This is a genomic window from Streptomyces sp. 147326 (assembly GCF_045000215.1).
GTDB lineage: Bacteria > Actinomycetota > Actinomycetes > Streptomycetales > Streptomycetaceae > Streptomyces.
The window spans coordinates 6753556-6779591 of the sequence record NZ_CP134201.1; the positions used below are offsets into that span (position 1 = coordinate 6753556).

Consider the following 26036-nt stretch of genomic DNA (forward strand, 5'->3'; position numbering starts at 1 on the left):
GTGTCTCGAAGCCGGGTACGGCGCTTGTCGGCGCGGCCCGGTCCCTCTTCGAAAGGCAGGACCATGGCGGGTAACGACCTCGGCTCTCTTCTCGGCGGCCTCCTCGGGGGCGGCGGTGGCCCGGGCGGGAGCGGCGGCGGGGCCAACATCCTCGGCTCGTTGCTCGGCGCGCTCATGGGCGGCGGTGCCGGCGGCGGCCAGGCGGCCGGCAGCAACGGTGCTGGCGGCCACGCGGCCGGCAGCAACGGTGCGAACAATCCGCTCGGCGGCCTGCTGGACATGCTGACCAAGTCCGGCCTCGCCGACCAGGCGCAGTCCTGGATCGGCACCGGCGAGAACAAGCCCGTCAGCGCCGACCAGATCAAGGAGGCGCTGCCGGACGCGGCCCTGCAGCAGGCCGCCGACCAGGCCGGCATCTCCCCGGAGCAGGCCGCCGACCAGATCGCGCAGGTCCTGCCGCAGGCGGTCGACAAGCTGACGCCGCAGGGACAGGTCCCGTCCGGCTCGCTGGAGGACATCATCAAGGCGCAGGCGCTCTGACCGTCGCGGACGACAGCCCGTCAGGGCCCGGCCGCCGTCCTACCGGACGGACCGCCGGGCCCTCGTGCGTCCGCTCTGGCTACCCTGGCCGGGCAGTCCCGTCACCGTGCCGTACGCAACCCTGGAGCGCCCGTGAGAACCGCCGTCGTCATCGGAACCGGACTGATCGGCACCTCCGCGGCGCTCGCCCTGGCGGCGCGCGGGATCACCGTGCACCTCGCCGACCACGACCCGGACCGGGCCCGCACGGCGGCCGCCCTCGGGGCCGGCACCGACGAGGCGCCCCAGGGCCAGGTCGACCTCGCGATCGTCGCCGTACCCCCGGCCCACGTGGCGGCGACCCTGGCCGACCTGATCGGCCGCAAGGCGGCGCGGGCGTACGTGGACGTGGCCAGCGTCAAGGGCGGGCCCCGGCGGGAGCTGGCGGCGCTCGGCGTCGACCTCACCGCGTACATCGGGACGCACCCGATGGCGGGCAAGGAGCAGTCGGGACCGCTCGCCGCCACCGCGGACCTCTTCGAGGGCCGCCCGTGGGTGCTCACCCCGACCCGGGACACCGAACACGAGGTGCTGAACCTCGCGCTGGAACTGGTGGCCCTGTGCCGGGCCGTCCCCGTGGTGATGGACGCGGACGCGCACGACCGGGCGGTCGCTCTCGTCTCGCACACCCCGCAGCTGGTCTCCAGCATGGTCGCGGCCCGGCTGGAGGAGGCCGACGAAACGGCGGTCCGGCTGTGCGGGCAGGGCATAAGGGACGTGACCCGGATCGCGGCCTCGGACCCCCGGATGTGGGTCGAGATCCTTTCGGCCAACCCGGGACCGGTGGCCGACGTCCTCGCCGGGATCGCGGCCGACCTGGAGGAGACTGTGGAGGCGCTGCGGGGCCTCCAGTCGGCCGACGTGGAGAAGCGGCGCGGCGGCGCGGCGGGCATCGAGGACGTGCTGCGGCGCGGGAACGCGGGCCGCGTGCGGGTGCCGGGCAAGCACGGCGCGGCGCCGACGGTCTACGAGACGGTGGCCGTGCTCATCAGCGACCAGCCGGGGGAGCTGGCGCGGATCTTCGCCGATGCGGGGCGGGCCGGGGTCAACATCGAGGACGTGCGGATCGAGCACGCGACGGGGCAGCAGGCGGGGCTCGTGCAGCTGATGGTGGAGCCGCGGGCGGTGGCCGGCCTGACGGCCGAGCTGCGGGAACGGGGCTGGGCGCTGCGGCAGCAGTAGCGGGTGCGGTGCCGGGGCTCCGCCCCGGACCCTCTCCCCCGCACGGAGTCCGGGGGGACCCCGCGCCTCGAACGCCGACGGGGGCCGAACGGTGCCGGTGAAGCCGGGAAAGCGCTGCGCCGTGGCCGGGCTCTGCCCCGGCTGAACAAGGCGGGGCCGGGAGCTGTCGGGGGCCGGTAACCTTGGGGAGGGGCGTTTTGCCGCGCCCGGACACGTACGCGCAACCAGGAAGGTGCCCGCACCGTGGAAACCGCAGCTCCGTCCGCCGTGATCGTCGCCATCGACGGTCCCTCCGGCACGGGCAAGTCCAGCACCTCCAAGGCCGTGGCCGCCAAGCTCGGGCTGCGCTACCTGGACACCGGTGCCCAGTACCGGGCCATCACCTGGTGGATGATCACCAACGGTGTCGACACCGACGACCCGCAGGCCGTCGCGGTCGCCGCCGGCAAGCCGTCCATCGTGTCCGGCACCGATCCGGGCGCCCCCACGATCACCGTCGACGGGCTGGACGCCGCCGGGCCCATCCGGACCCAGGAGGTCACCTCCAAGGTCAGCGCCGTCAGCGCCGTCCCCGAGGTGCGCACCTTGATCACCGAGCTGCAGCGCTCCATCGCCGCCGCGGCCGCCCTGGAGGCCGACGGGATCGTCGTCGAGGGCCGGGACATCGGCACCACCGTCCTGCCCGACGCCGAGCTCAAGATCTTCCTGACCGCCTCCGCCGAGGCGCGTGCCGCCCGGCGCAGCGGGGAGCTCCGCGGCAAGGAGGCCACCGACCTGGCGGCCACCAAGCAGGCGCTGATCAAGCGCGACGCGGCCGACTCCGGCCGCAAGACCTCCCCGCTGGCCAAGGCCGACGACGCCGTCGAGGTGGACACCACCGAGCTCACGCTCGACCAGGTGATCGAATGCGTCGTGACCCTGGTCGAAGAGAAGCGGGCGGGCCGCAAGTGAGCGAATCGCCCTCCCTCACGGGTGCGGCGGTCGGCAGGCGCATCGGCATCGGGCTCATGTACGGGCTGTGGAAGCCGCGCGTGCTGGGCGCCTGGAAGGTGCCCGTCTCCGGTCCCGTGATCCTCGCCGTGAACCACTCGCACAACATAGACGGCCCGATGGTCATGGGCACCGCGCCGCGGCCCCTGCACTTCCTGATCAAGAAGGAAGCGTACGTCGGCCCGCTCGGCCCCTTCCTCGACGGGATCGGGCAGGTCAAGGTCGACCGCACCGGCACCGACCGGACGGCGATAGGCCGCGCCCTGAAGGTGCTCGACAACGGAGGGGCTCTGGGGATCTTCCCCGAGGGCACCCGCGGCGAGGGGGACTTCGCCTCGCTGCGCGCGGGTCTCGCGTACTTCGCGGTCCGCAGCGGAGCGCCCGTCGTGCCCGTGGCCGTCCTCGGCAGCACCGAGAACCGCGGAAAGCTGATCCCGGGGCTGCCGCCCTTCAAGAGCCGGGTCGACGTCGTCTTCGGCTCCGCCTTCGACGCCGGCGACGGCACGGGCCGACGTACCCGTACCGCGCTGGACGAGGCCACCACACGCATCCAGGACCGGCTGACCGCCCACCTGGCCGACGCCAAGCGCCTCACCGGGCGCTGAGCGAGACTTGACCTAGTAGTGGAACCGCGCTGCGCGGGTGCCACCGACCACCACGAACGACGAGGAACGGACTTCATGAACGACCAGCACGACCACGGAGCACTTGGCGATGCCGAGTACGCGGAGTTCATGGAGCTCGCCGCGGAAGAGGGCTTCGACATCGAGGAGGTCGAAGGCGCCATCGAGGAGGCGGGCCACGGCCCGCTGCCCGTCCTCGCCGTCGTAGGCCGCCCGAACGTCGGCAAGTCGACCCTGGTGAACCGGATCATCGGCCGTCGCGAGGCGGTCGTCGAGGACAAGCCCGGCGTCACCCGCGACCGCGTCACGTACGAGGCCGAATGGGCCGGCCGGCGCTTCAAGGTCGTCGACACCGGCGGCTGGGAGCAGGACGTCCTCGGCATCGACGCCTCCGTCGCCGCCCAGGCCGAGTACGCCATCGAGGCCGCCGACGCGGTCGTCTTCGTCGTCGACTCCAAGGTCGGCGCCACCGACACCGACGAGGCCGTCGTCCGCCTGCTGCGCAAGGCGGGCAAGCCCGTCGTCCTGTGCGCCAACAAGGTCGACGGCCAGAGCGGCGAAGCCGACGCGGCCTCCCTGTGGTCGCTGGGCCTCGGCATGCCGCACCCGGTCTCCTCGCTGCACGGCCGCGGCACCGGTGACATGCTCGACGCCGTCCTGGAGGCCCTGCCCGAGGCCCCCGCGCAGACCTTCGGCGGCGCCGCCCCCGGCGGCCCGCGCCGCATCGCGCTGATCGGCCGCCCGAACGTCGGCAAGTCCTCGCTCCTGAACAAGGTGGCGAAGGAGGACCGCGTCGTCGTCAACGAGCTGGCCGGCACCACCCGCGACCCGGTCGACGAGCTGATCGAGCTCGGTGGCATCACCTGGAAGTTCGTCGACACCGCCGGCATCCGCAAGAAGGTCCACCTCCAGCAGGGCGCCGACTACTACGCCTCCCTGCGCACGGCCGCGGCCGTCGAGAAGGCGGAGGTGGCGGTCATCCTGATCGACACCACCGAGACGATCAGCGTTCAGGACCAGCGCATCATCACCATGGCCGTCGAGGCCGGCCGCGCGATCGTCATCGCGTACAACAAGTGGGACGAGCTCGACGAGGAGCGCCGCTACTACCTCGAGCGCGAGATCGAGACCGAGATGCAGCAGGTCGCCTGGGCGCCCCGGGTGAACGTCTCGGCGCTCACCGGCCGCCACATGGAGAAGCTGGTCCCGGCGATCGAGACCGCCCTCGCGGGCTGGGAGACGCGCGTCCCCACCGGCCGGCTGAACGCCTTCCTCGGTGAGGTCGTCGCCGCCCACCCGCACCCGATCCGTGGCGGCAAGCAGCCCCGCATCCTGTTCGGGACCCAGGCGGGCAGCAAGCCGCCGCGGTTCGTCCTCTTCGCCTCCGGCTTCCTGGAGCACGGCTACCGGCGCTTCATCGAGCGCCGTCTGCGCGAGGAGTTCGGTTTCGAGGGCACCCCGATCCACATCTCGGTGCGGGTGCGCGAGAAGCGCGGCGCCCAGTACAAGAAGAAGAAGTAGCAGCGCGAGCAGCGGTGCGCGCAAGCGCTGTCCGGGGTCAGTAGCCCCGGCGCGGAGCGGGCGGCAGGGCCGCCGGGATGTGCGTCATCCCGGTCTGGTGCTGCCGCCCGCCGGCGTATCCGGAGCTGCCCGCGTACGAGTACGCCGGCTGCGGCTGGGGGGTGTACGCGGGCTGCCAGTCGTCCGTCCGCTGCCACACGGAACCGTTCCAGCCGCTGCCGTACGAGCCGGCGCCGCCGGTGTAGGCGCTCCCGTAGGAGAAGGCCGTGAACCCGAGGTCCTCCTCGCCGGTACGGTCGCCCGGCAGTGCCCGGAAGGCACGCAGGTACTCCGAGTACAGCGTGTCGTAGATCGGGGTGTGCGAGACGGCCGGTGCGCTGTCCCGGTCGCGTGCGGGGCGCATCGCGGGGACGGCGCTCGGATAGGACGGGGCGCGGGAGGAGTCGTATGAATGCACGTATCAGCCAACGAAACCGACGGCTTGCGGATGCGGGGTGACGGGGGAGGAAACGCAGATCGCCGGGGGTGTGCGGGACGGACCGCACACCCCCGGCGCACGCCGCCGGGCCCCCTCGGCGGGGGCTGGCGGCCGTTCCGGTCCCGGCTGGATCAGGCGCCGGGCGTACCCGCCAGGGGCATTGCGGCGGCCACGAGCTTGCCCGCGGCGGCGGCCTTGTCCAGCGCGTCGCGCAGCAGGTCCTCACGGGGCTGCTGGCCGATGGAGCCGACCGGGGCGGCGTAGATGAGCACGCGCTGGGTCTTCTGGACGGCGGTGCGCCAGCCGTCGGTGACCGACAGCGCCTGGTGCGCCTGCCACCAGGCGACCTGGCCGCCGCCCTCGGAACCCGGCTGCAGCACGGCGTGCAGCTGGCCGCCGGCGAGCAGGACCGACCAGCCGCCCAGGACGGTGGGGAGCTCGGCGGTGTCGGTGACCGGGATGAAGCCCTGTTCGATGAGGAGCGGCAGGAAGTCGTCGCCGGGGCCGTCGCTGCCGGGACGGGCGATCGGCGCGGTCGGCTCGACGACCAGGGCGGGGTGCAGCTCGCCGCCGATCAGGATCAGGCCGCTGGTGATGCCGAGGACCGCCTGGCCGCCGGGCACGTTCTGCGGGGCGCTGCCGTCGGCGCCGGGCGCCGGGCTGTCGCCGGTGATGCTGCGGACGGCGCCCTGGAGCTGCTCCTCCGAGACGGAGACGACCTGCGAGGGGATGCAGGTGGCGTGCGCGAAGGCGAGGACGGCGGTCTCCTCGCCGACGAACAGCACCGTGCTGGTGCGGTCGTTCTCGGGGTCGCCGGGGGTGCGGCAGGAAGTGCAGTCGTAACTGCGCGGCGCGTCCTCGCCGACGAGCAGCCTGTCGGCTTCTTCGTCACCGATCTCGGCACGTACCTCATCACTGACGTCGAGCATGCGCGGCACGGGGTGGCTCCTCGGCATAGGTGCGGGGGCCGGGGGACTCCCGGCTCGCCGGGCTCAACGGACGAGCGGCGGCCGGGGTCACGCCATTGGAGGGAACGGAATCGAACCTGGCCCCCGGAAGAGTGAACCGTCCGACTGGGGCGTTGTTTTCGTGCCAACTCTTTTCTGGTTGTGCTCAGTTGACGGCCGGGTATGGCCGTTTGGGGCAGGGGTGGCGGGTCGGCCAGCCGGGTGGGGGCGGTGAGCCGCCGCGTGGCGGGCCGGAGGGGGCCGCAGGGGGCTGCGTAGCGTGACCCGATGCCCAACCTCCGGATCCGCCGGGCCGCCGCCTTCGGCGTCGCCGTCGCTGCCGCCGTGCTGGTGCTCGTACCTCCCTGCGGCCCGGCGGCCGCGGCTCCGCCACCGCCCGCGCCCGGACCGGCGGGTGCGGCGCACCCCGGCTCGCCGGGGGTGATCGGCAGCGGGCCCGGGGACTGCGGACCGGGCGGGGAGTGGCCCTGGGACTGCGTGGCCGACTGCGAGAGCGGTGGGCGGTGGGCGGTCAACACCGGCAACGGCTTCTACGGCGGGCTGCAGTTCTGGCAGCCGACCTGGGAGGAGTACGGAGGGCTGGCCTTCGCGCTGCGGGCCGACCTGGCGACCCGCGGACAGCAGATCAGGGTGGCGGAGGACCTCCTCGGCACGCAGGGGTGGAACGCGTGGCCGGTGTGCTCGAAGCGGTACGGGCTGGCGGGGCGGATGCACGCGGTCCGGGCCGGGGACACGCTGGTGACGATCGCGCGCAAGCACCGGGTGCGGGGCGGGTGGCGGGCGCTGTACGAGGCGAACCGGCAGCTGATCGGGGCGCGACCGGAGGCGATCGCGGTGGGGATGCTCCTGGCGGTCCCCGACCCGAGGCCGCAGCCGCAGCCGAGGCCGGAGGTGAAGCCGAGGCCGGAGCCGGAGCCGGAGCCGGAGCCGGAGTCGGCAACGAAGCCGAGGCCGGAGCCCGTGGTCGGGCCGGACGCCTCGGCCCCCCGCCGTGCCGGCGCCGCCGCCTGCCAAGGCTCCGGCCCGCGGCTGAGCACCACACCGCCGCGGCGAGGCGCGGCACGGCGCGGCTCGCGCGTTGCGGGATGCCCTGAAGGCGCTGACCCTGGAAGCACCGAGCCGAACGGCTCGCTCGGACTCCGGTGGTGAGTCAGATGGTCCAGAGCAGACACCCTCGGGCCGCGGCCTGCGCGGCGGCCGCAGTCCTGCTGGCCGTACCGGCCGTCGCGGGATGGTCCTCGGCCTCCGGGCCGGGCGAACGGGGAGCACCGGGCCCGCCGGCGGCCGTGGCCCCCGCCGTGCCGGCCGTGGACGGCCCGGCGGATCCCGAGGCCGCCAAGGCGCAGATCGAGAAGAACTGGGCCACCTTCTTTGACCCGGAGACATCCGTCAAGGAGAAGGCCGAGCTGCTGCAGCACGGTGAGATGCTCGCCGTGCTGCTGGGCCTCTTGGGGGCCGACGGCAACGCCCCCGAGACCTCCGTGGAGATCACGGACATCACCTTCACCTCGCCCACCGAGGCCAAGGTGACGTACGACCTGCTGGTCAGCGGGATCCCGGCGCTGGAGGACAGCAAGGGGGTCGCGGTGCTCGACGACGGGGTCTGGAAGGTGTCGCTGAAGAGCCTGTGCGGGCTGATCGCGCTCAGCGGCCACGACGCGCCGGCGCCCCCCTGCTGAACCCCCGCCGCCCGGCCGGGTCCCGCGCGGCTCCGCGCCGTCGGACTCCGCTGGCAGACTCGGGGAATGCTCGACACCTCCGCACGGCTGCTGCGCCTCCTGTCCCTGTTGCAGGCCCACCGCGAATGGACCGGGGCCGATCTCGCGGAGCGCCTCGGGGTCACCGCGCGCACGGTCCGGCGCGACGTGGACCGGTTGCGGAGCTGGGGTACCCGGTGAACGCCAGCCCCGGGACCGGCGGCGGCTACCAGCTGGGGGCGGGGGCCGAGCTGCCACCGCTGCTGCTGGACGACGACGAGGCCGTGGCCGTCGCCGTCGGGCTGCGGACCGCCGCGGGGAACGGGGTCGAGGGGATCGGGGAGGCCTCCGTACGCGCCCTCGCGAAGCTGGAGCAGGTGCTGCCCTCGCGGCTGCGGCGCCGGGTGTCCGCGCTCAACGAGTTCACCGTGCCGATGCTGCGCGGGGCCGAGCGGTCCACCGTGGACGCCTCGGTGCTGACCGAGCTGGCCTCCGTCTGCCGCGACGCTGAGCGGCTGCGCTTCGGCTACCGGGACCACGAGGGCAACGTCAGCCGCCGCACCGTCGAGCCGCACCGGCTGGTCTGCACCGAGCGGCGCTGGTACCTGGTCGCCTGGGACCTGGACCGGGACGCGTGGCGGACCTTCCGCGCCGACCGGATCGAGCCCAGACCGCCGCACGGACCGCGGTTCACCCCGCGTCCGCCGCCCGCCGAGGACCTCGCCGCGTACGTCTCCCAGGGCGTGTCGCAGCGGGTGTACGCCGCCCGCGCGGTGGTGCGGCTGAAGGTTTCGGCGCAGGAGGCGGGACGGGTCATCGGGCCGAGCGACGGAGTCCTGGAACCGGTCGACGGGCAGAGCTGTCTGCTGCGGACCGGCGGGGTGAACCTGGACGTTCTGGTGATTCACATCATGCTGCTCGGCTGTGAGTTCGAAGTGGTCGAGCCACCGGAGCTGACGGACCGGATCAGGGCCGCGCGGGATCTCCTGGGGAGGGCCGTGGAGCCGGGAGAAGTGAAGGAAATGTGGCGGACCTGAGGGGGATTCAGCTGGTCTGGTCCATGAGGGCCGTGGCAATGTCCGAGACGAATTCCGGGCTGCTCGGCGGGAATTCCAAAGTCCTTGCACGCCGGGCGTGTCGCGGTTCCCAAAAGAATTTGCGGCTGTAGATATTCTGTGACACAAGCGTGACCCGGGACGGACGAACGTCCGGGCGCGGCGCTGACGAACGGCGAAGGCGGGCCCGGTCGGTGAGACCGGGCCCGCCTTCGTGTCGCGGGGTGAGGTGGTGCGTACCGCCCCGCGATGGTCCGTCAGCCGCCGGCGATCGGGCGGGCGGCCGCCCCCCGGGTGGCGGCCCGCTCGGCGTGCGCCGGGCGGCGGCTGCCGGCCGGGGTGACCGGGGTCCGCTCGGAGCGGATCAGGTGCGGCCGGGCCACGGCCGGGTGCGCGGCGGGCCGGGGAGCCGGGGAGTGCGCCGCGCCGGCACCGGTCGCGGCGGGGACCGGGACCGGCTCCTCGGCGACGGGGCCGTCGGCGCGCCGCAACTGCCACTTGCCGCCCGCGGAGAGCAGCGGGATGAGCGCGGAGACGACCGGAGCGGGCATCCGTCCGGTCTCGGCGCGGCGGCGCAGCAGCTCGCGCAGCTCGAAGACGTAGGCCTCGCTCCGGGCGATGAGCGGCTCGAACCAGGGCAGGGCCAGCAGGATCAGCAGCCCCGCGGACCAGCCGAGCAGAACGTCGCTGACCCAGTGCGTGCCGAGGTACACGGTGGTGGCGCCGACGCTCAGCGAGACGACCGCGGACACCACGGACAGCACCCGCCGGGTGACCACGGTGGAGGCCAGGTAGGCCAGGATCCCCCAGGTCACGACGGCGTTGGCGGTGTGGCCGGAAGGAAATATATCGCCGCCCGCGAAGAGTTCGGCGGATCCGATCTCCGTGGCGTAGTGCGGGCCGAGCCGGCCGAGGCCGAGCTTGACGGACCCGACGGTGACGTTGAGCAGGAGCAGCGCCACGCCGAGGGTGATCAGCGGGCGGAGGGTGTGCTGGCGCCAGCAGCGCCAGCCGAGCCAGGCGGCGACCATGACCGCGGTGGGTCCGCGCTGGCCGAGCACGACGAGGTAGTCGAGGAAGGCGTGTACCTGCGGCCACTGTTCGTAGGGCCGGAAGAACATGATCTGCCAGTCCAGGCGGACCAGCCACGAAGTGGTCAGTACGGCCACCACGATTGCGAGATAGAAGACGAGGGTCGATCCCAGGAGTACGACGCGGTGCCGGCTCATCTGCGGGGTTTGCAGATGAGCCGGTCGCTCTGGTTCCCGGTCCAGCCGGGCGAACACCCGCTCCAGACGGGTCAGGATTTGGTCGGTACGCACTCAATCGACGTTACCGCGCGCCGCTGGTCGGCCCGGGCGAATCGCGGGCTTTGTGATGACCATGTGATGTGGAGTTGGTCTCACGCGGTGCTTAATTCGCGGTATTTCGGCAGTGGTTGGAACCGGGGTGATCCACTGTCCCGGCAATTGTTTCAGCCACTTACCCGAACCTTATTGCCGCAGGTCATTTCTTTTGCTGAAAGATGGATGGGAATGATTCATTCCGTTATGTGGGGGCTCTAGGGAGGCCCCGACCCGTTCAGCCAGAACGCCCCGTAGAGCGCCGAGACCAGGGCCGCCGCGCCCAGTACCAGGGCGGCCCGCCGGGTCCGCCACCCGGCCAGCGCCAGCGCCAGCGCCGGCGGCAGCATCAGCGGGAAGGCCGGCAGCAGCAGCCGGGGCTTGGAACCGAAGTACCCGGAAGCGCACAGCGCCAGCGCCACGACGATTCCGCAGTACACGAGCAGCGGCGCCGGCTGCCGCTGCCGCACGCACGTCGCGTACAGCCACAGCACCAGCACCACCCCCGCGATCAGCCCCACCCCGGCGGGGAAGGCGGCCGAGGCCAGCTTCGCGCCGACGAACCGGGCGAAGGCCCAGCCCCCGTCGAAGCCGTTGCCCCAGCCGCCCTGCACGTCCAGGTAGCCGAGCAGCCCGCTCCCGGTGCGCGCGCCGACCCACAGCACGTACGCCGCCGCGCCCAGCGGAGCCAGCAGCGCGCCCGCCGCCATCCGCCAGGACCGCTCACCGCGACGCCAGGCCAGAACGGCCGCCACCCACACCGCCGCGACCACCGCCGCACCGACCGGTCGGGTCAGCCCCGCACCCGCCGCGAGCAGCCCCGCCGTCAGCCACCGGCCGCGCAGGGCCCCGTACAGGGCCCAGGCGGCCAGCGCCGTGAACAGCGACTCGCTGTACGCCATCGACTGCACGATCCCGACGGGCAGCGCCGCCCAGACCCCGACCGCGAACACCCCGGCCCGGCGGCCGTGGAGCAGATCGGCCACCGCGAAGATCCCCCAGGCCGCGGCGAGGCCCGCGACCGCCGACACCACCAGCCCCGCGGAGCCGTACGACAGTCCGGTCGCGGCCGACACCAGCCGTTCCAGCCACGGCAGCAGCGGGAAGAACGCCAGGTTCGAGTGGACGTCCCCGTTCGGGAGGACCACCTCGTACCCGTACCCCTCGGCCGCGATGCGGGCGTACCAGAGCGAGTCCCAGCGGGCCGACAGCAGCGTGTGCGGGCTGCTGCCGGCCACCGCGCCCCACACCGCCAGCACGGTCAGCCCCAGCAGCCGGACCGCCGCGAAGACGGCCAGCGCGGGCGCGGCCCGGCGAAATCCAAGATCTTCCACGGGCATGATTATCGGTGGCGCCGGCCCTGCCCGGGTCCGGCGACCACGGGCCGTGAGTGCGCGTGCACGCGGGGGAGGATCGGGGGGCCGGCGAGTGGCGCACACCACACCGGGGCCGTCACCGGGATGAGAGCTTGGCCACGTGTCGGACGGACGAACTCGCGTACGCTGACCGTTCACTCGCGTGTCGATGCCGGACCCCGTTGGACGCCGCACAGCGCACCACCCCCCGTGGCTCCACAAGACGCTGGTCCGCCGAGCGCGAGGGATCACCTGGGAGGTACATGCATGTCGGGGACGAACGCGGCCGGGGCCAGGACCCCTTCCCCCTGGCAGCGGCTCAGCGCGGCCTCCGGCGGAGCCAACCGCTGGGTCGTCCTGGCCGTTCTCTGCGTCAGCCTGGTCCTCGTCGCACTCGACGCGACCATCCTGCACGTCGCCGTCCCCTCCGTCACCGAGGACCTGCGTCCCGGCCCGATCGAACTCCTCTGGATCGTCGACGCCTATCCACTCGTCTGCGCCTCGCTGCTCATCCTCTTCGGCACCCTCGGTGACCGGGTCGGCCGCCGCCGCATCCTCCTCCTCGGCTACGGACTCTTCGGCGTCGCCTCCGCGATAGCGGCCCTGGCCGACAACGCCCAGGTCCTCATCGCCGCGCGCGCCCTGCTCGGCATCGGCGGCGCGATGATCATGCCCGCCACCCTGTCGATCCTGCGCCAGGTCTTCCCCGACCGGCGCGAGCGGGCCCTGGCCATCGGCATCTGGACCGCCGTCGCCGCGGTCGGCGCCGCGAGCGGGCCGGTGCTCGGCGGCTTCCTCGTCCAGCACTTCTGGTGGGGCTCGGTCTTCCTCATCAACATCCCGCTGATGGCACTGATCCTCCCGCTCGGACGCTGGCTGCTGCCCGAATCGCGCGGCGCCGCGGACGGGCCGTGGGACGTGGTCGGCGCGCTGATGGCCGCCGCCGGCGTACTCGGCTCGGTGCTCGGCATCAAGCGGCTCGGCGCCGAACGGCACCTCCTGGACGCGCAGGCCGTGGTCCCGCTGCTGCTCGGCGCGGTGCTGCTCGTGCTGTTCGTACGGCGGCAGAAGCGGCGGACGCACCCGCTGATCGACATGCGGATGTTCTCCAGGGCGGCCTTCTCCGCCTCCGTGGCCTGCATCGTGCTCGCCATGCTGGCCCTCGTCGGCCTGGAGCTGATCGCCGTCCAGTACCTCCAGCTGGTGCTGGAGCTCAGCCCGCTGGAGACGGGTCTGCGGCTGCTGCCGCTGACCTTCGCCGCCATGGCCGCGGGCGCCACCGGCTCGTACACCCTGGGCCGGGTCGGGCCGCGGACGATGGTCTCGCTGGGCTTCCTGCTGACCGCCTTCGCCGTGCTGCTGCTGACGCTGATGGGCCAGCACGACCGGCCGCTGCTGCTGACCGTCGGCTTCATCCTGCTCGGCTTCGGACTGCAGACCACGCTCTTCGCCGCGTACGAGTCGATGCTGAGCGAGGCCCCGGCGGCCGCCGCGGGCGGTGCGGCCTCGATCGGCGAGACCTCGTACCAGCTGGGCGCGGGCATCGGCATCGCGCTGCTGGGCAGCGTGATGAACGCGGCGTACCGGCCGGGGCTCGTGGGCGTGCCGGGGGTCTCGAAGGCGGACGCGGCGGGCGCGGCGAACTCTCTCGGCGAGGCCTATCAGATCGCCGCGCACCTCGGGGGGCCGGCGGGTGCCTCGCTGTACGCGGCGGCGCGGCACTCGTTCGTGCACGGGCTGCACGTGACGCTGCTGGTGAGTGCGGGGCTGTTGTTCGCGGGGGCGGTGATGGCGCTGAAGCTGCCGCGGGCCATGGAGTGCGGGAGTGCGGCCGAGTCGGTGCGGTTGCCCGCGCAGGCGAGCGGTGAGCCGTGCGTGGCTCCTGCGTCGGTCGAGCACGCGGGCTGATCGCCGCCGGCGCCTCAAACGCCGGCGGGGCTGAAAGATCGGGGCTCCGCCCCGGACCCCGCGCCTCGAACGCCGGCGGGGCTGGATCGTGCGGCGGGACTGAATAGGCGGGGGTGGACGGGCGGGGATCCGGGTGGCTAGCGTCGGCTGGGCGCAAAAACTTGCGTTGCTAGGTTCTGTACTCAGGCCGCCGGGAGGCCCCGTGTCCGCGTTCCTGCCCCATGATCCGCTCGGGCTCGACGAGCTCCTCGGGCCCGAGGACCTCGCCGTCCGGGACACCGTACGGAGTTGGGCCGCCGACCGGGTGCTGCCGAACATCGCCCAGTGGTACGAGGACGGTGAGCTGCCCGGGATCCGGGAGCTGGCCCGGGAGCTCGGGGCCATCGGGGCGCTCGGGATGTCCCTCGAGGGCTACGGGTGCGCCGGGGCCAGTGCCGTGCAGTACGGCCTCGCCTGTCTCGAGCTGGAGGCCGCCGACTCCGGTATCCGCTCGCTGGTCTCCGTCCAGGGCTCGCTGGCCATGTACGCGATCTGGAAGTACGGCTCCGAGGAGCAGAAGCAGCGCTGGCTGCCCGGGATGGCGGCCGGCGAGCTGATCGGCTGCTTCGGGCTGACCGAGCCCGATGTGGGCTCGGACCCCGCCGCGATGCGCACCTGCGCCAAGCGCGACGGCACGGACTGGGTGCTCAACGGGCGCAAGATGTGGATCACCAACGGGTCGGTGGCCGCCGTGGCCGTGGTGTGGGCGCAGACCGACGAGGGGATCCGCGGATTCGCCGTCCCGACGGACACCGCCGGGTTCTCCGCGCCGGAGATCAAGCACAAGTGGTCCCTGCGGGCCAGCGTGACCAGCGAACTCGTCATGGACGACGTGAGGCTGCCCGCCGATGCCGTGCTGCCGTCGGTGAAGGGGCTCAAGGGGCCGCTCGGCTGTCTCAGCCACGCGCGGTACGGGATCATCTGGGGGTCCATGGGCGCGGCCCGCGCCAGTTTCGAGGCGGCGCTCGACTACGCGAGGACGCGGGAGCAGTTCGGCAAGCCGATCGGCGGCTTCCAGCTCACCCAGGCCAAACTGGCGGACATGGCCCTCGAACTCCACAAGGGCATCCTGCTCGCCCACCACCTGGGCCGGCGGATGGACGCGGGCACCCTGCGGCCGGAGCAGATCAGCTTCGGCAAGCTCAACAACGTCCGCGAGGCCATCGACATCTGCCGTACCGCGCGGACCATCCTCGGTGCCAACGGGATCTCGCTCGAATACCCCGTCATGCGGCACGCCACGAACCTCGAATCGGTCCTCACCTACGAGGGCACCGTCGAGATGCACCAGCTGGTGCTGGGCAAGGCGCTCACCGGTCTCGACGCCTTCCGGTGAGGGCCCTGCTCAGCTCTGGTTGAAGAAGTCGCGCGAGCGGCCGCCGGACTCGCCGCTCACGATCTGGGTGTCGGCCGGGGTCAGCAGGAAGACCCTGGTCGCCACCCGCTCGATCGAACCGCGCAGCCCGAAGGTCAGGCCGGCAGCGAAGTCGACCACGCGCTTCGCGTCGCCCGGGTCCATCGAGGACAGGTTCACGATGACCGGGACACCGTCGCGGAACAGCTCGCCGATGCCTCGCGCGTCACGGAAGCCGTCCGGGGTGACCGTCGCGATCCGGCGGCCGTGCTCCACGGCCGACTCGGAGGCCACCTTCACCCGCGGGTCGGTGACCCACTGCTCACCGGGGCCGGCCACCGAACCCTGGGCGGCCTCCGCGTAGTCGTCGTCGTAGTAGCGCTCGTCGTCGCTGTCCTCCACGAGACCCAGCCAGGCACTCGCCTTGCGCACCGAACCCATGGACTGCCTCCTTTCACCGCGGTCAGTCTGTCTTCTCTCCGCTGCCCCTATGCTCGTCCATGATGCTGACAACGCGCCAAGTGGATAGCCGCCGCGCAGAGGTTTCGTGACGGTACTGGTGCAGAACATCCGTTGCACGGTCAAGGATCCTGGTGGCTACCACTGCTGACTGAGTGAAAATACGACCACTGCCGCCGTGCGGGTGAGCTATGGGGACGTTCGAGTGAAGGACGCGGCTCGCTACGATGCCCGGCAGATACGCGTACGACACACGGGGGAAGCAGCTTGTTCGGCATCGTCAGACCTTGCACGCACCGGCTGGGGGAGCGGTTCAAGGCGGAGTGGATGGCCCATCTGTGCGGGCTGTGTCTGGCACTTCGCGGAGACCACGGTCAGTTCGCCCGGATCGTCACGAACTATGACGGCTTGCTCGTCTCCGTTCTGACGGAGGCTCAGTCGGGGCCCGCGCCCGCCGCCCGCCGCACCGCGGGGCCCTGCCCGCTGCGCGGGATGCGCACCGCGTCGGTCGCCCGGGGCGAGGGTGCGCGGCTCGCGGCCGCGGTCTCGCTCGTCCTCGCCTCCGCGAAGGTGCGCGACCACGTGGCGGACCGGGACGGCCTGTTGGCCCGCGCACCCATCGCCGCGGCCGCGCGCAAGGTGGCCCGGGGCTGGGACCGCGCCGGTGCCCGCACCGGGGCCTCGCTCGGCTTCGACACGGCGGTGCTCGTCGACGCCGTGGACCGGCAGGCGGGCATCGAGACGCTGGCGGGCCCCGGCACGCCCGTGCTCGTGGTGACCGAGCCGACGGAGACCGCGACGGCCGCCGCCTTCGCCCATACCGCGCAGCTGGCCGGACGGCCAGGCAACGCCCCCGCGCTGGCCGAGGCGGGCCGGTACTTCGGGCGGCTCGCACACCTGCTGGACGCGGTGGAGGACCAGGGCGCCGACGCCGCGGCGGGCGCCTGGAACCCGCTCACCGCCACCGGGACCTCGCTCACCGAGGCCCGCCGGCTCTGCGACGACGCCCTGCACGGGATCAGGCTCGCGCTGGGCGAGGTCGAGTTCGCGGACGCGGGGCTCGCCCACCGGCTGCTCGTGCACGAGCTGCGCACCTCGGTGGACCGGGCCTTCGGGACCGGCAGCTGCGCCCACACGGCGACCGCCTCCGCCGGGCAGGGCGGCAACCCCTACGGGGGCCAGCCGTACGGCGGCCAGGGCGGGAACCCGTACGGCCAGAACCCGTACGGCGGGGCTCCGTACGGCGGCGCACCGTACGGCGGCGGAGCCGGCGGCCCCGGGATGCCGCCCACGGGCCCGGGCGGATTCGGCGGTGCCCCGCCGCCGCAGCGGCCCCGCCGCGGGCTGCTCGCCGGCTGCGCGGTCGCCCTCGGGCTGTTCTGCACCTGCCAGATGTGCTGCACCGAGCACGAGGGCCCGTGGTCCCGGAAGAAGCGGGACCCGTGGTGCGACGCCTGTGACTGCTGCGACTGCTGCAACGGCACCCATGGCTCCAGCGGCGGGAGCGGGGGCGGTGGCGGCGGTGGCGACGGCTGCTGCAGCTGTGACTGCTGCGGCTGCGACTGCTGAGGCCCCTTCAGGTTCGACAGGTCCGGACGGCGTACGGGGGGATTCCCGTCCGGACCCCTGTGGAAGGGGTGAGCGGGATGAGCGACGACGCAGACGATCCGCGGGCCGCCCGGCGGACCTGGCGCGAGGGCAGGGCCGCTGCCGTGTCCGCCCCCTACGGCCCCCTCGTGCTGACGGGCGCCCTCCCCCAGACTCCGTCCGGGGGGACCCCCAGGCTCGCCGACTACCCGGAAGGTCGAATTCCGGCCGTCTCGGGGCTCTGGCGCACGACCGGCGGCGGTGTGGCGCTCACCGCCACCGCCGAAGACGCCCTGCGCCTCGACGGCGAGCCCTTCACCGGTGACGCCGTACGCGCCGCCGACCAGGCCCCGCCGCCCACTCCCGGCTCTCCGCCGGGGAGGTGCGGATCGTGGTGATCCGCCGCGAAGGGGAGCGGGCGGTACGCGTCTTCGACCCCGCCTCCGAGGCCCGCCGGGCCTTCGCCGGCGTCGAGGCCACCCCGTACGACCCCGCCTTCGTGCCGCGCGGGCGTTTCCGGCCGTACCCCGGGGACCGAAGGGTCCAGGTGGAGACCGCAGACGGCCGGGCCCGCGGACTCGGCCCCGGCGGGGAGCCGACCTTCCCCTTCCAGGGCGCCGAGCACACCCTCCAGGTCGCCGTCGACGAGGACGAGGACGAGGACGAGGACGAGGACGACGGCAGCCTCTGGGCCGTGTTCGGCGATGCCACCGCCGGGCGGTCCGGCTACTTCCGCTTCCTGAAGCCCGGCATACCGGACGCAGGCGGGGAGATCACCGTGGACTTCAGCCGGTCGCTGCTGCCCCCTGCGCTTTCGCGGACCACTTCATCCGTCCGTTTCCGCCGCCCGGGAACACGCTGTCCTTCGGGGGTGGCGGCGGGCGAGCGGAGGCTGAAAGCCGCTCTTGCGACCGGTATCTGACGACAGGACACTCCCGACAGCGCTTGTCAGGGGCACGGCCAAAGTTCATGCGCCCGCCGTGCCCCCGGCTGCGCCTCACGGGCTCAGGCACCCCCACATCCGCCGGGCCCCCGACCCTCTCCAGGAGGACGAGAAGTGAGGATCAAGCGCATGACCCGTACCAGGCTGCTCGCGGCGGCCACCGGCCTGGCCGCCGCCGCAGCGTTCGCCGTCCCCACCGCGGCGAGCGCGGACCCCCAGGACGGCGGCGGATTCAGCGCCGACCGGCTCGCGTCGGCCAGCGCATCCGTGCTGCGCGCCAACGTCGGAGGCACCGCCTGGCACACCGACCCCGCCACCGGAACCCTCGTGATCACCGCCGACTCCACCGTCTCCGCCGCCGCCATCGACAGAATCAAGCGCGAGGCCGGAGCGGACGCCGGCGCGCTGCGCATCGAGCGCACCCCCGGCAAGCTCACCAAACTGGCCTCCGGCGGCGACGCGATCTACGCGAACAGCTGGCGCTGCTCGCTCGGCTTCAACGTGCGCAGCGGCGCCAACTACTACGCCCTGACCGCCGGTCACTGCACCGACGGCGCGGGCACCTGGTGGACCAACTCCGCCCGCACCACCGTGCTCGGCACCACCACCGGCTCCAGCTTCCCGACCAACGACTACGGCCTGATCAAGTACGCGAGCAACACGCCGGTACCTCCGGGGACCGTCGGCAGCCAGGACATCACCAGCGCCGTGAACGCCACGGTCAACATGTCCGTGACCCGTCGCGGCTCCACCACCGGCATCCACAGCGGCCGGGTCACCGGCCTCAACGCCACCGTGAACTACGGCGGCGGCGACATCGTCTACGGCATGATCCGCACCAACGTCTGCGCCGAGCCCGGCGACAGCGGCGGCCCGCTCTACTCGGGCACCCGCGCCGTCGGCCTCACCTCCGGCGGCAGCGGGAACTGCTCCTCGGGCGGCACGACCTTCTTCCAGCCCGTGGTGGAGGCCCTCAACGCCTACGGGGTCAGCGTCTACTGACGGTGCCTCACGCGCCCCCGTCGCACCCCTGGACGTCCTCCCGCCTTCTGGGAGGATGTCCAGGGGTGCGTGTCCGCCGGGGGAGGCAGGTTTCTGCATGAAACGAATCGGCGTGACCGGACACCGGTCCATTCCGGAGGCGGTGCTCGGCCATGTGGAGAACGGCCTGCGCGCCGTACTGGGCGGCCACGAAGGGCCGTTGGAGGCGTTCTCCAGTCTCGCCGAGGGGGCGGACCAGCTGTTCGCCGCCATCGCGCTCGAATGCGGCGCGGGACTGACCGTGGTGATCCCCAGCGGGGACTACGAGGACGGCTTCGAGGGCGCCGAGGCCCTGGCCCGCTACCGGCGGCTCAAGCGCCGTGCCACGCAGGAGATCCGGATGGACTTCGCCCGCTCCACGGACGAGGCCTACTACGCCGCCGGCACCTACATCGCCGACTCCTGCGACCGCCTCGTCGCCGTCTGGGACGGGCAGCCCGCCCGCGGGCACGGCGGCACCGGCGAGATCGTCGCCTACGCGCGGGCGCTCGGCAAGCCGGTCACCGTCATCTGGTGCGAGGGCGTGGCCAGGGACTGAGCCACGCCCCCCACCGGTCTCAACTGCTGTGCCGGGCCAGCCAGTCGGTGTGCTGCGGGGAGACGTACCGTTCGGTCTCGTACACCGACGAAGGCCACTGCGACTCGGTGATGGTCGTCTGCATCACGACCATCATCGCCGCCAGGTCCTGCTCGATCAGGGTGTGCGCCTCGATCAGCGGATGATGGCGGCGCACCTCGTTCCAGGCGATGCCGGCCGCCGCCGCCGCGCTCAGCAGCGCGGTCAGCCTCGGCCCCGGCCCCGACCCGAACGACCCCAGCAGCGCGAACAGCAGGGCCAGGCAGGTCAGCAGCACGATCGTCCACGACCACAGGTTCGTCGCCCGCCGGGACACCTCCGTCTTCCGCCGGTACCAGTTGCGCTGCTCGATCAGCCGGTCCCGGACGTACGTCTCCCGCCGCACCTGGTAGTCCGTCCCGCGCAGCCGCTGCATCGCGCCGGTGATCTCCCCGCCCTCGGGTACCGTCCCGGCGGCACGCGGATCGTCCCAGCCCATCTTCCGCAGCTCGGCCAGGCCCGCCTCCAGCCGGGTCCGGTACGTCGCCTCGGGCGCGCCGACCTCGCTGCCGAACGGCGCCCCGTGCACGGCGTACCGCCAGGCCAGGGACTTGATGAACTCCGCCGCGCTGCGGTTGAGCTGCCACTGCGGGCGCGCCCGGCGCCTGGTCGCCCGCATGCCCACGCCCAGCACTCCCGCGTACGCGAGCACGCTCAGCAGCCCGAAGAGGTACGACGAGCCCAGCTTGGGCCCCGCGGGCAGTGCCGCGGCCCCCGCGGCGGCCACGAGCAGCATCAGCTGGGCGCGCGTGGCCTGGGTGGACTCCCGCTGCCGGGAGATCGCCGCCTGGTCGGTGTGGTGGAAGAGGGCCGGCAGGTCCTCGTTTCGGAAAGTCATGCTGTCGGTCACAGCGCCCCCCTGCTGTCGGGTGGCGGGCGGCGGGCGGACCGCGGTCGCGGGGCCCCGCCGCCCTCCGTGGAATCACACGGCGAGAGGCTCCAGATCGCGGTGGATCCGCCGCTCGTCACGGGCGTACCGGGTCAGGCTGTGGTCCTCGCCGAGGAGCCGGCTCAGCTCGGACACCGCCTCCGCCCGCAGCCGGGCCGCCTCTTCCTTGCGGCCCAGCGAGTCCAGGCTGACCGCCATGTTGGAGCCGGCCGCCAGGGTCTCGGGATGGTGCCCCCCGAGAGCCTCGCGCAGCCGCATCACGGCGAGCCGCTCCAGCTCCAGGGCGCCTTCCGGATCGCCCAGATCGGCCCGGGTGTTGGCCAGGTTGAGATGGGCGAAGACCGTGTGCGGGTGGTTGTCGCCGAGCACGTCCCGCATGCCCCGTATCGTCTGCCGCAGCATCGTCTCCGCCGTCTCCGCCGCGCCCGTGCCCCAGTGGAAGACCGCCAGGTTGTTGACGGCCGCCAGGGTGTACGGGTGCCGCTCGCCCGGCACCTTCATGTACTCGTCCACCACCTCCTGCGCCAGGTCCCGCGCCCCGCCCGGGTCCCCGGTCGCGAAGAGGTCCGAGGCCAGGTTCAGCTCGCAGGACAGCAGGTCCGGGTTGACGGAGGTGTACTTGGCCCGGTAGCGGGCCCGGGTGGCCGTGGTCAGCCGGAGCGCGTCCTCCAGCTGGCCCGCCCGGCGCAGCGACACCGCCAGGTTCTTCGCGGCCGACAGGGTGCCGGGGAAGGCCCGCCCCAGCGTCCGCTTGTAGGTCTCGTAGGTCCGGCTGAGCAGTTGCACCGAGTCCTCGTACCGGCCCACCTCGCGCAGGTCGCGGGCGAGGTTCTGCGCGGAGGACAGGGTGTACGGGTGCTCCGGTCCGAGCACCTCCGTGCGCAGGTCGTGCACCTCCTGGTCGATCTCACGGGCTCTGGTGTACTGGCCCACCAGCCGCAGGTTCAGCGCCAGGTTGTTCGCGGCGGCCAGCGTGCGCGGGTGCGCCTCGTGGAAGATCTGGCTGAAGCCCTCGTGGGCGTCGGTCGCCAGCTCCATCGCCTCCGCGTACTGGCCGAGCGCGCCCAGCGTGTTGGCGAGACCGCTCATGGTCATGTACGTGTGCGGGTGCGAGGGGCCCAGCACGGCCCGCTGGCGCTCCAGGGTGACCTCGTCCAGCTCCTTCGCCTCCACGAACCGCCCCTGCGAACGCAGGATGTTCGACAGGTGGAAGCGCAGGTACAGGTACTGCAGGTCGTCGTTGCCCAGCATCTCCTTCCAGGCCTCGCGCAGCTCCTCGCCGAGCGAGTACGCGGCCTTGAAGTCACCGCGCTTCCACAGGTAGCGGACGCGGTCGATCAGCAGCCGGCGGGTCTCCGGCTCCTTGCAGTACCGGGCCTCGGACGGGGTCAGGTGCGACCAGATGGTGTTGAACCGCGGCCAGGTCTCCGGGTTGTCGATCGGCTCGTCGTCGTCCGGCCGGGCGCCGGCCAGGATCCGGTGGACGGCGTGCCGGGCCTCCCGCTGCTCCTCCTCGGTCAGCTGGGCCCGGATCACCGCCTGGACCAGCCGGTGCACCTGGATGCTGTTGCTGACCTGGTCGACCTTGGCCAGCGCGAACCGGCCGATCTCCCGGATCACCCGGCCGAGCACCAGCTTCTCCTGCAGGGAGGAGTCGTAGGGCTTGAGGGCGTCGATCATCTCCTTGCTGTAGAGCAGGTTCGCGGAGATCGGCTCGGGCGCGAGGAAGGCGCACAGCTGGAGCAGCCGGACCGCGGCCGGGGAGCGGGACTGCAGCCGTTCTATGGAGATGTTCCAGGTGGCGGCCACCGGCTCCGGATAGCCGGGCGGCTGGTTCAGCGCCAGGACGCTCGCAGCCTGCTGGGCCAGCTGCTCGATGTACGCGGCCACCGGGGTCGCGGTCTCCGCGATCCAGGCCCCCGCCTGCTCGACGGCCAGCGGCAGGTCGCCCACCGCCACCGCCACCTGCTCGGCGTCGTCCTTGCTGAGCCCGGGGGCCCGGCGCTGGAGGTGCTCGATGGACTCCTCGCGCAGGAACACGTCCACCGGGAGCGCGTCCCCGTACTGCGACCAGGACTGGTTGCGGGAGGTCACCAGCACGTGGCCCGGGCCGCCCGGCGGGAAGAACCGCTTCAGCGTCTCGGGATCGTCCGCGTTGTCGAAGACCAGCAGCCAGCGCGCGGAGGGCACCCCGCGCCGCAGCAGGTCGATCGCCTCCTGGGAGGCGGCCGCCATGTCCTCGCCGGTCTGCGCACCCAGGCGTACGGCCAGCTCGGCGAGGGCCGCGACCACGTCGTCGGTCTGCTCCGAGGAGATCCACCACACCAGGTCGTAGTCGGCCATGAACCGGTGCACGTACTCCAGCGCCACCTGGGTCTTGCCGACGCCGCCGAGCCCGAACAGGGTCTGCGGCTGCGGCAGCACCACGGCCATGCCGCCGCCGAGCTGGTCGCGCATCCGCTCCAGCACGATGCTGCGCCCGGTGAACCCGGGATTGCGGGGCGGCGCGTTCCAGATCTTCGGGACGGTTCCCGGGAAGCGGGGACCGGGCTGGGAGGCGCTGGCGACGCTGTCGGGCAGCGCCATCGGCCGCTCCACCGCGCGCAGCAGGGCGGCCGTGGCGTGCACCTCGTCGAGCCGGAAGAGGTCCACCGGGTTGCGGTCGATGTAGGGCGTGGAGAGCCGTACGTCGCCCACCCTCAGCGGCACCAGCTGGCGTCGGCCCCCGGTCGGGTCCTCGGCCGCGGCCCGCTCCCACACGTCCACGGCCCGGGCGGACTTCAGGTAGGCCGTGGAGAGCAGCACCACGGTCCTGGCGGCGGTGTCGATGCTGATGCCCGTCCCGCCGCCGAGGGTGTCCCCGGAGGCGGCGGTCACCGGGACCCGCTCCGCGGAGACGTCCTTGGGGACGACCCGGAAGCCGGCGCGGGTGAGCACCGACTCGATCCAGTCGGCCCACATCCGGTTCTCGGCGACGTAGGAGAGGAACAGGTCGGCGGGCAGGGCCGGGCGGCGCCGGGTGAAGGCGTCCCTGATCCGCAGGCGGACCTCCTCGCCGATGACCGGCATGGAGGTGATCTCGCCCTCGGTGACCACCGTGGTGAGCCGTTCGAAGGCGGAGAGCAGGGAGTTGGTGAGACCGGCCTCGTCGCCGAAGGTGGCCAGGGTCTCCTCGTAGGCGTAGTAGGGCCGGTACGGGATCTCCACCGCGCCCCAGTACGAAGTGAGCTCGTCCCCGACCAGACCATTGGGGAAGCGGTCGAACTTGATGCGGGCCAGTGCCCGGCCCGCGTCGGCCTTCTCCTTCTCGCCCTCGTCGATGCGCATGGGGACGGGGTAGATCTTGATGCCGCGGTCGTTGAACCGCTCGTCGATCTGGCGGGCCACGGACGCGGCGCCGTCGATGGACTGGTCGGACAGGGTGAAGCAGTCGACCAGGACGTCCGGGAGGTGCACGGTGCAGATGTCCGCGATGTCGGACAGTCCGGTGCGGCTGTCGATCAGGACGTAGTCGTAGTTCCTCTTCATGTCGGCGCGTAACGCGTCGAAGAAGAGGCCGCCGCCGAGGCGGTCGTAGAAGTTGTCCCAGTCGAAGGTGGAGACGGTCGCGGAGTACTCGCGGTTCTGCCGGCCCGCGGAGACGAAGTCCAGGGTGCCGCCGTCCGGGAACTCCCAGCCGAGGGTCTCCGGGGTCAGCGAGACGGCGTGCGGCTGTATCCGCGCGTAGTCCTTGTGCCAGTCCTCGGCGCGCTGCACCGGACTGGTCGCGGCCCAGGCGTACTCGCTGATCAGGTCGATGACCCCGGTGGTGGCCCCGAGCGTGGAGGGGTCCAGGAAGGGGTGGAAGAAGCGGTGCAGGCCCGGGGCCTCCAGGTCCCAGTCCACGGCGAGGACCCGCTTGCCGTTGGCCGCCAGGATCCAGGCGGTGTTGGCCAGCGCCATGGTGCGGCCCGTGCCGCCCTTGTACGAGTAGAAGGTGACGATGCGTCCGTCACGGCTGTCCCTGCTGTCACGACTCGCTGTCATCCGCGTCCCCCCGGTCGGTGTCGTTGCTGTCGTTGCCGTCGATGTGGGCGTCGTACGCGTTGCAGGCGTCGGGCGGGAAGGGAGCCGCGGGCCGTGCGGGCGGCTCGCTCATCCCCATCGGCCCGAGCAGTCGCGGGCGTTCGGTGTGGGTGTTGCCGGCCGGCAGGTAGACCTGGGCGTGTCTGAGGAACTGCTGGGCGGCGGCCTCGACCACCTGGGGCAGGATCTGTCCGAGGGTCTCCATGTTGGCCACGCCGTTGGCGGCGGCCCGGCAGGCGGCCCGGCCCTGGCCCATCTTGACGGGCAGGGTCTCCTCCAGCCGCCGTGCCAGCTCGGCCTCCTTCGCGCGGCTCTGGTGGTCGTAGCGGTTCCACGGCACGACCACGTTGATCCACGGGCGGGCCTCCTGGTCGAAGGCGGCCAGGCGCTGGCGGCGGTGCTCGTCCTCCACGATCCAGCGGTCGACGATCAGGATCTCCGGCCGGGTCGGCGGCTGCTTGCTGTCGAAGTGTCCGGCCTCGTCGTCGAAGGAGGACATGGTGGTCTGGTAGTTGAGGTTCTTGATCACGTCCTCGGCGACGTACGCGATCGGCCGCTGGGACACCGGATGGTAGGGATTCCAGTCCAGGGCGCTCTCCCCGTAGTACTCCGGGCTCCGGCCCTCCGGCAGGTCGTGCCGGGAGCCGGCCGCCACGGTCACGTGGAGGGTGCGGGCGGGGCCGCTGCCGGCGCTGCCGGCGCCGCCGGCGCTGCCGGAGGGGCCGAAGGCGCTGGGCACCACCCGGTAGTCCACGGGGCGGACGGGATCGAGACGGACGGTCTCGGCGACCCGGACGATGCGCCGGGCCAGTTCGTAGACGGCCCGTTCGTACTGCTCGGCGTACCCGCGCAGTTTGATCAGCCCGTACAGCCCGTCGGTGACGTAGCGCTCGCCGAAGGTGTTGTGGTTGAACTGCAACCGCTCGGCGGGGCCGGGCAGCTGGGAAGGGGGAACCGGCACCCATAACGCGGGCACGATGGCCTCGGCGCGCTCGTTGCTCGCCGCGCCGTGCTGGATCGCGCGGTGCGCGAAGGCGAACCATTCCTTCCCGCACATCTCGCTGGCGAAGTACCGCGGCGAGAACAGGGGCACGAAGACCCGGCAGGTGGCGAGCGCCGCCCCGAGCCGTTCCGACCAGCCCTCGCCGCTGCGTATCTCCCGGTCCATGAACCCGGCTTCGGCGCCGGCGGGCAGGTCCGTCAGCGCCATGACATGGCCGCAGAGATCGCGGAAGAGGCGCTCCACCCACATGTCAGGGTCGGGCCCCCCGGCCCCGAATCTCGGTGTATGCGCATAACTGAGAAAAAAATATGGCTGCACTGATGCGGGCAACACGCCCCCCG

22 protein-coding genes and 1 pseudogene are annotated in these 26036 nt (G+C 72.6%); 15 read left to right on the top strand and 8 right to left on the bottom strand.

The genetic code is table 11. From position 1 onward, the window contains the following. Positions 1-63: 63 nt before the first annotated feature. The 5 genes from RIU97_RS31010 to der all read left to right on the top strand — a co-directional run bounded on the left by RIU97_RS31010 (position 64) and on the right by der (position 4895). Complete coding sequence (locus RIU97_RS31010; RefSeq protein ID WP_404960871.1) at positions 64-540, top strand: YidB family protein; 477 nt, start codon at positions 64-66, stop codon at positions 538-540. Between the two features lie 132 nt (positions 541-672). Further along, entirely contained in the window at positions 673-1761 is a 1089-nt protein-coding gene (locus tag RIU97_RS31015) for a prephenate dehydrogenase (RefSeq protein WP_404960872.1), read from the top strand. Positions 1762-2004: 243 nt separating this feature from the next. Further along, positions 2005-2712, top strand: coding sequence for a (d)CMP kinase (gene cmk, locus RIU97_RS31020; protein ID WP_404960873.1), 708 nt, complete (start codon positions 2005-2007; stop codon positions 2710-2712). After that, positions 2667-3356: a lysophospholipid acyltransferase family protein gene (locus RIU97_RS31025; RefSeq protein WP_404960874.1), complete on the top strand. Its 690-nt coding sequence runs from the start codon at positions 2667-2669 to the stop codon at positions 3354-3356. Before cmk ends, RIU97_RS31025 begins: the two co-directional genes overlap by 46 nt. A 75-nt stretch (positions 3357-3431) precedes the next feature. Then, entirely contained in the window at positions 3432-4895 is a 1464-nt protein-coding gene (gene der / locus RIU97_RS31030) for a ribosome biogenesis GTPase Der (protein ID WP_361760294.1), read from the top strand. 37 nt (positions 4896-4932) lie between these two features. On the opposite strand, the gene RIU97_RS31035 is transcribed toward der, so the two are convergent. Next, positions 4933-5298, bottom strand: a complete 366-nt coding sequence (locus RIU97_RS31035; protein WP_404960875.1) for a hypothetical protein — start codon at positions 5296-5298, stop codon at positions 4933-4935. A 206-nt stretch (positions 5299-5504) separates the two neighbouring features. Beyond that, positions 5505-6311: a hypothetical protein gene (locus RIU97_RS31040; protein ID WP_404960876.1), complete on the bottom strand. Its 807-nt coding sequence runs from the start codon at positions 6309-6311 to the stop codon at positions 5505-5507. A 297-nt stretch (positions 6312-6608) separates the two neighbouring features. Between RIU97_RS31040 and RIU97_RS31045 the strand changes: the two genes are divergently transcribed. The 3 genes and pseudogenes from RIU97_RS31045 to RIU97_RS31055 all read left to right on the top strand — a co-directional run. After that, positions 6609-7490: a transglycosylase family protein gene (locus RIU97_RS31045; RefSeq protein WP_404960877.1), complete on the top strand. Its 882-nt coding sequence runs from the start codon at positions 6609-6611 to the stop codon at positions 7488-7490. A gap of 5 nt (positions 7491-7495) precedes the next feature. Continuing rightward, positions 7496-8020 carry a hypothetical protein gene (locus RIU97_RS31050; RefSeq protein WP_404960878.1) on the top strand — a complete coding sequence of 175 codons (525 nt, stop codon included), beginning with the start codon at positions 7496-7498 and terminating at the stop codon, positions 8018-8020. A 66-nt stretch (positions 8021-8086) separates the two neighbouring features. Then, positions 8087-9039, top strand: a pseudogene (locus RIU97_RS31055) (helix-turn-helix transcriptional regulator); the annotation flags it as partial. A 311-nt stretch (positions 9040-9350) separates the two neighbouring features. Here RIU97_RS31055 and RIU97_RS31060 read toward each other — a convergent pair. Together RIU97_RS31060 and RIU97_RS31065 are read right to left on the bottom strand one after the other, a co-directional pair. Then, positions 9351-10415, bottom strand: coding sequence for a phosphatase PAP2 family protein (locus RIU97_RS31060; protein ID WP_404960879.1), 1065 nt, complete (start codon positions 10413-10415; stop codon positions 9351-9353). Between the two features lie 239 nt (positions 10416-10654). Further along, positions 10655-11776: a hypothetical protein gene (locus RIU97_RS31065; RefSeq protein WP_404960880.1), complete on the bottom strand. Its 1122-nt coding sequence runs from the start codon at positions 11774-11776 to the stop codon at positions 10655-10657. 282 nt (positions 11777-12058) lie between these two features. Here RIU97_RS31065 and RIU97_RS31070 point away from each other — a divergent pair, with 282 nt between their 5' ends. Further along, positions 12059-13699: an MFS transporter gene (locus RIU97_RS31070; RefSeq protein ID WP_404960881.1), complete on the top strand. Its 1641-nt coding sequence runs from the start codon at positions 12059-12061 to the stop codon at positions 13697-13699. 202 nt (positions 13700-13901) lie between these two features. Continuing rightward, on the top strand, positions 13902-15074 hold the full coding sequence (locus RIU97_RS31075) for an acyl-CoA dehydrogenase family protein (protein ID WP_404960882.1): 1173 nt from the start codon (positions 13902-13904) through the stop codon (positions 15072-15074). A 9-nt stretch (positions 15075-15083) separates the two neighbouring features. On the opposite strand, the gene RIU97_RS31080 is transcribed toward RIU97_RS31075, so the two are convergent. After that, positions 15084-15533, bottom strand: coding sequence for a cell division protein SepF (locus RIU97_RS31080; RefSeq protein WP_361760240.1), 450 nt, complete (start codon positions 15531-15533; stop codon positions 15084-15086). 285 nt (positions 15534-15818) lie between these two features. Between RIU97_RS31080 and RIU97_RS31085 the strand changes: the two genes are divergently transcribed. From RIU97_RS31085 to RIU97_RS31105, 5 genes are all read left to right on the top strand, one after another. After that, the gene (locus RIU97_RS31085; protein WP_404960883.1) at positions 15819-17120 is read left to right on the top strand and encodes a DUF5685 family protein; all 1302 of its coding nucleotides are present in this window, start codon (positions 15819-15821) and stop codon (positions 17118-17120) included. A 77-nt stretch (positions 17121-17197) separates the two neighbouring features. Next, complete coding sequence (locus tag RIU97_RS31090; protein WP_404960884.1) at positions 17198-17536, top strand: hypothetical protein; 339 nt, start codon at positions 17198-17200, stop codon at positions 17534-17536. Beyond that, positions 17530-18060, top strand: coding sequence for a DUF1684 domain-containing protein (locus RIU97_RS31095; protein WP_404960885.1), 531 nt, complete (start codon positions 17530-17532; stop codon positions 18058-18060). Before RIU97_RS31090 ends, RIU97_RS31095 begins: the two co-directional genes overlap by 7 nt. 135 nt (positions 18061-18195) lie before the next feature. Then, a complete protein-coding gene (locus tag RIU97_RS31100; RefSeq protein ID WP_404960886.1) occupies positions 18196-19083 on the top strand; it encodes a S1 family peptidase in 888 nt (295 codons plus the stop codon). A 97-nt stretch (positions 19084-19180) separates the two neighbouring features. Further along, positions 19181-19660: a hypothetical protein gene (locus RIU97_RS31105; RefSeq protein WP_404960887.1), complete on the top strand. Its 480-nt coding sequence runs from the start codon at positions 19181-19183 to the stop codon at positions 19658-19660. A gap of 19 nt (positions 19661-19679) precedes the next feature. On the opposite strand, the gene RIU97_RS31110 is transcribed toward RIU97_RS31105, so the two are convergent. The 3 genes from RIU97_RS31110 to RIU97_RS31120 form a co-directional block, all read right to left on the bottom strand. After that, positions 19680-20576: a DUF4231 domain-containing protein gene (locus tag RIU97_RS31110; RefSeq protein WP_404960888.1), complete on the bottom strand. Its 897-nt coding sequence runs from the start codon at positions 20574-20576 to the stop codon at positions 19680-19682. An 84-nt stretch (positions 20577-20660) separates the two neighbouring features. Next, positions 20661-24653: an FxSxx-COOH system tetratricopeptide repeat protein gene (gene fxsT / locus RIU97_RS31115; protein ID WP_404960889.1), complete on the bottom strand. Its 3993-nt coding sequence runs from the start codon at positions 24651-24653 to the stop codon at positions 20661-20663. Then, the gene (locus tag RIU97_RS31120) at positions 24637-26028 is read right to left on the bottom strand and encodes a TIR-like protein FxsC (RefSeq protein ID WP_404960890.1); all 1392 of its coding nucleotides are present in this window, start codon (positions 26026-26028) and stop codon (positions 24637-24639) included. The genes fxsT and RIU97_RS31120 overlap by 17 nt, the downstream gene beginning before the upstream one ends. Positions 26029-26036: the final 8 nt, after the last annotated feature.

Excerpts from the sequence above, each read along its gene's own strand:
- RIU97_RS31010 (WP_404960871.1), top strand. The coding sequence starts at position 64 with ATGGCGGGTAACGACCTCGGCTCTCTTCTCGGCGGCCTCCTCGGGGGC.
- RIU97_RS31025 (WP_404960874.1), top strand. The coding sequence starts at position 2,667 with ATGCGTCGTGACCCTGGTCGAAGAGAAGCGGGCGGGCCGCAAGTGAGC.
- der (WP_361760294.1), top strand. The coding sequence starts at position 3,432 with ATGAACGACCAGCACGACCACGGAGCACTTGGCGATGCCGAGTACGCG.
- RIU97_RS31035 (WP_404960875.1), bottom strand. The coding sequence starts at position 5,298 with ATGCGCCCCGCACGCGACCGGGACAGCGCACCGGCCGTCTCGCACACC.
- RIU97_RS31045 (WP_404960877.1), top strand. The coding sequence starts at position 6,609 with ATGCCCAACCTCCGGATCCGCCGGGCCGCCGCCTTCGGCGTCGCCGTC.
- RIU97_RS31050 (WP_404960878.1), top strand. The coding sequence starts at position 7,496 with ATGGTCCAGAGCAGACACCCTCGGGCCGCGGCCTGCGCGGCGGCCGCA.
- RIU97_RS31065 (WP_404960880.1), bottom strand. The coding sequence starts at position 11,776 with ATGCCCGTGGAAGATCTTGGATTTCGCCGGGCCGCGCCCGCGCTGGCC.
- RIU97_RS31070 (WP_404960881.1), top strand. The coding sequence starts at position 12,059 with ATGTCGGGGACGAACGCGGCCGGGGCCAGGACCCCTTCCCCCTGGCAG.
- RIU97_RS31080 (WP_361760240.1), bottom strand. The coding sequence starts at position 15,533 with ATGGGTTCGGTGCGCAAGGCGAGTGCCTGGCTGGGTCTCGTGGAGGAC.
- RIU97_RS31090 (WP_404960884.1), top strand. The coding sequence starts at position 17,198 with ATGAGCGACGACGCAGACGATCCGCGGGCCGCCCGGCGGACCTGGCGC.
- RIU97_RS31105 (WP_404960887.1), top strand. The coding sequence starts at position 19,181 with ATGAAACGAATCGGCGTGACCGGACACCGGTCCATTCCGGAGGCGGTG.
- RIU97_RS31110 (WP_404960888.1), bottom strand. The coding sequence starts at position 20,576 with ATGACTTTCCGAAACGAGGACCTGCCGGCCCTCTTCCACCACACCGAC.
- fxsT (WP_404960889.1), bottom strand. The coding sequence starts at position 24,653 with ATGACAGCGAGTCGTGACAGCAGGGACAGCCGTGACGGACGCATCGTC.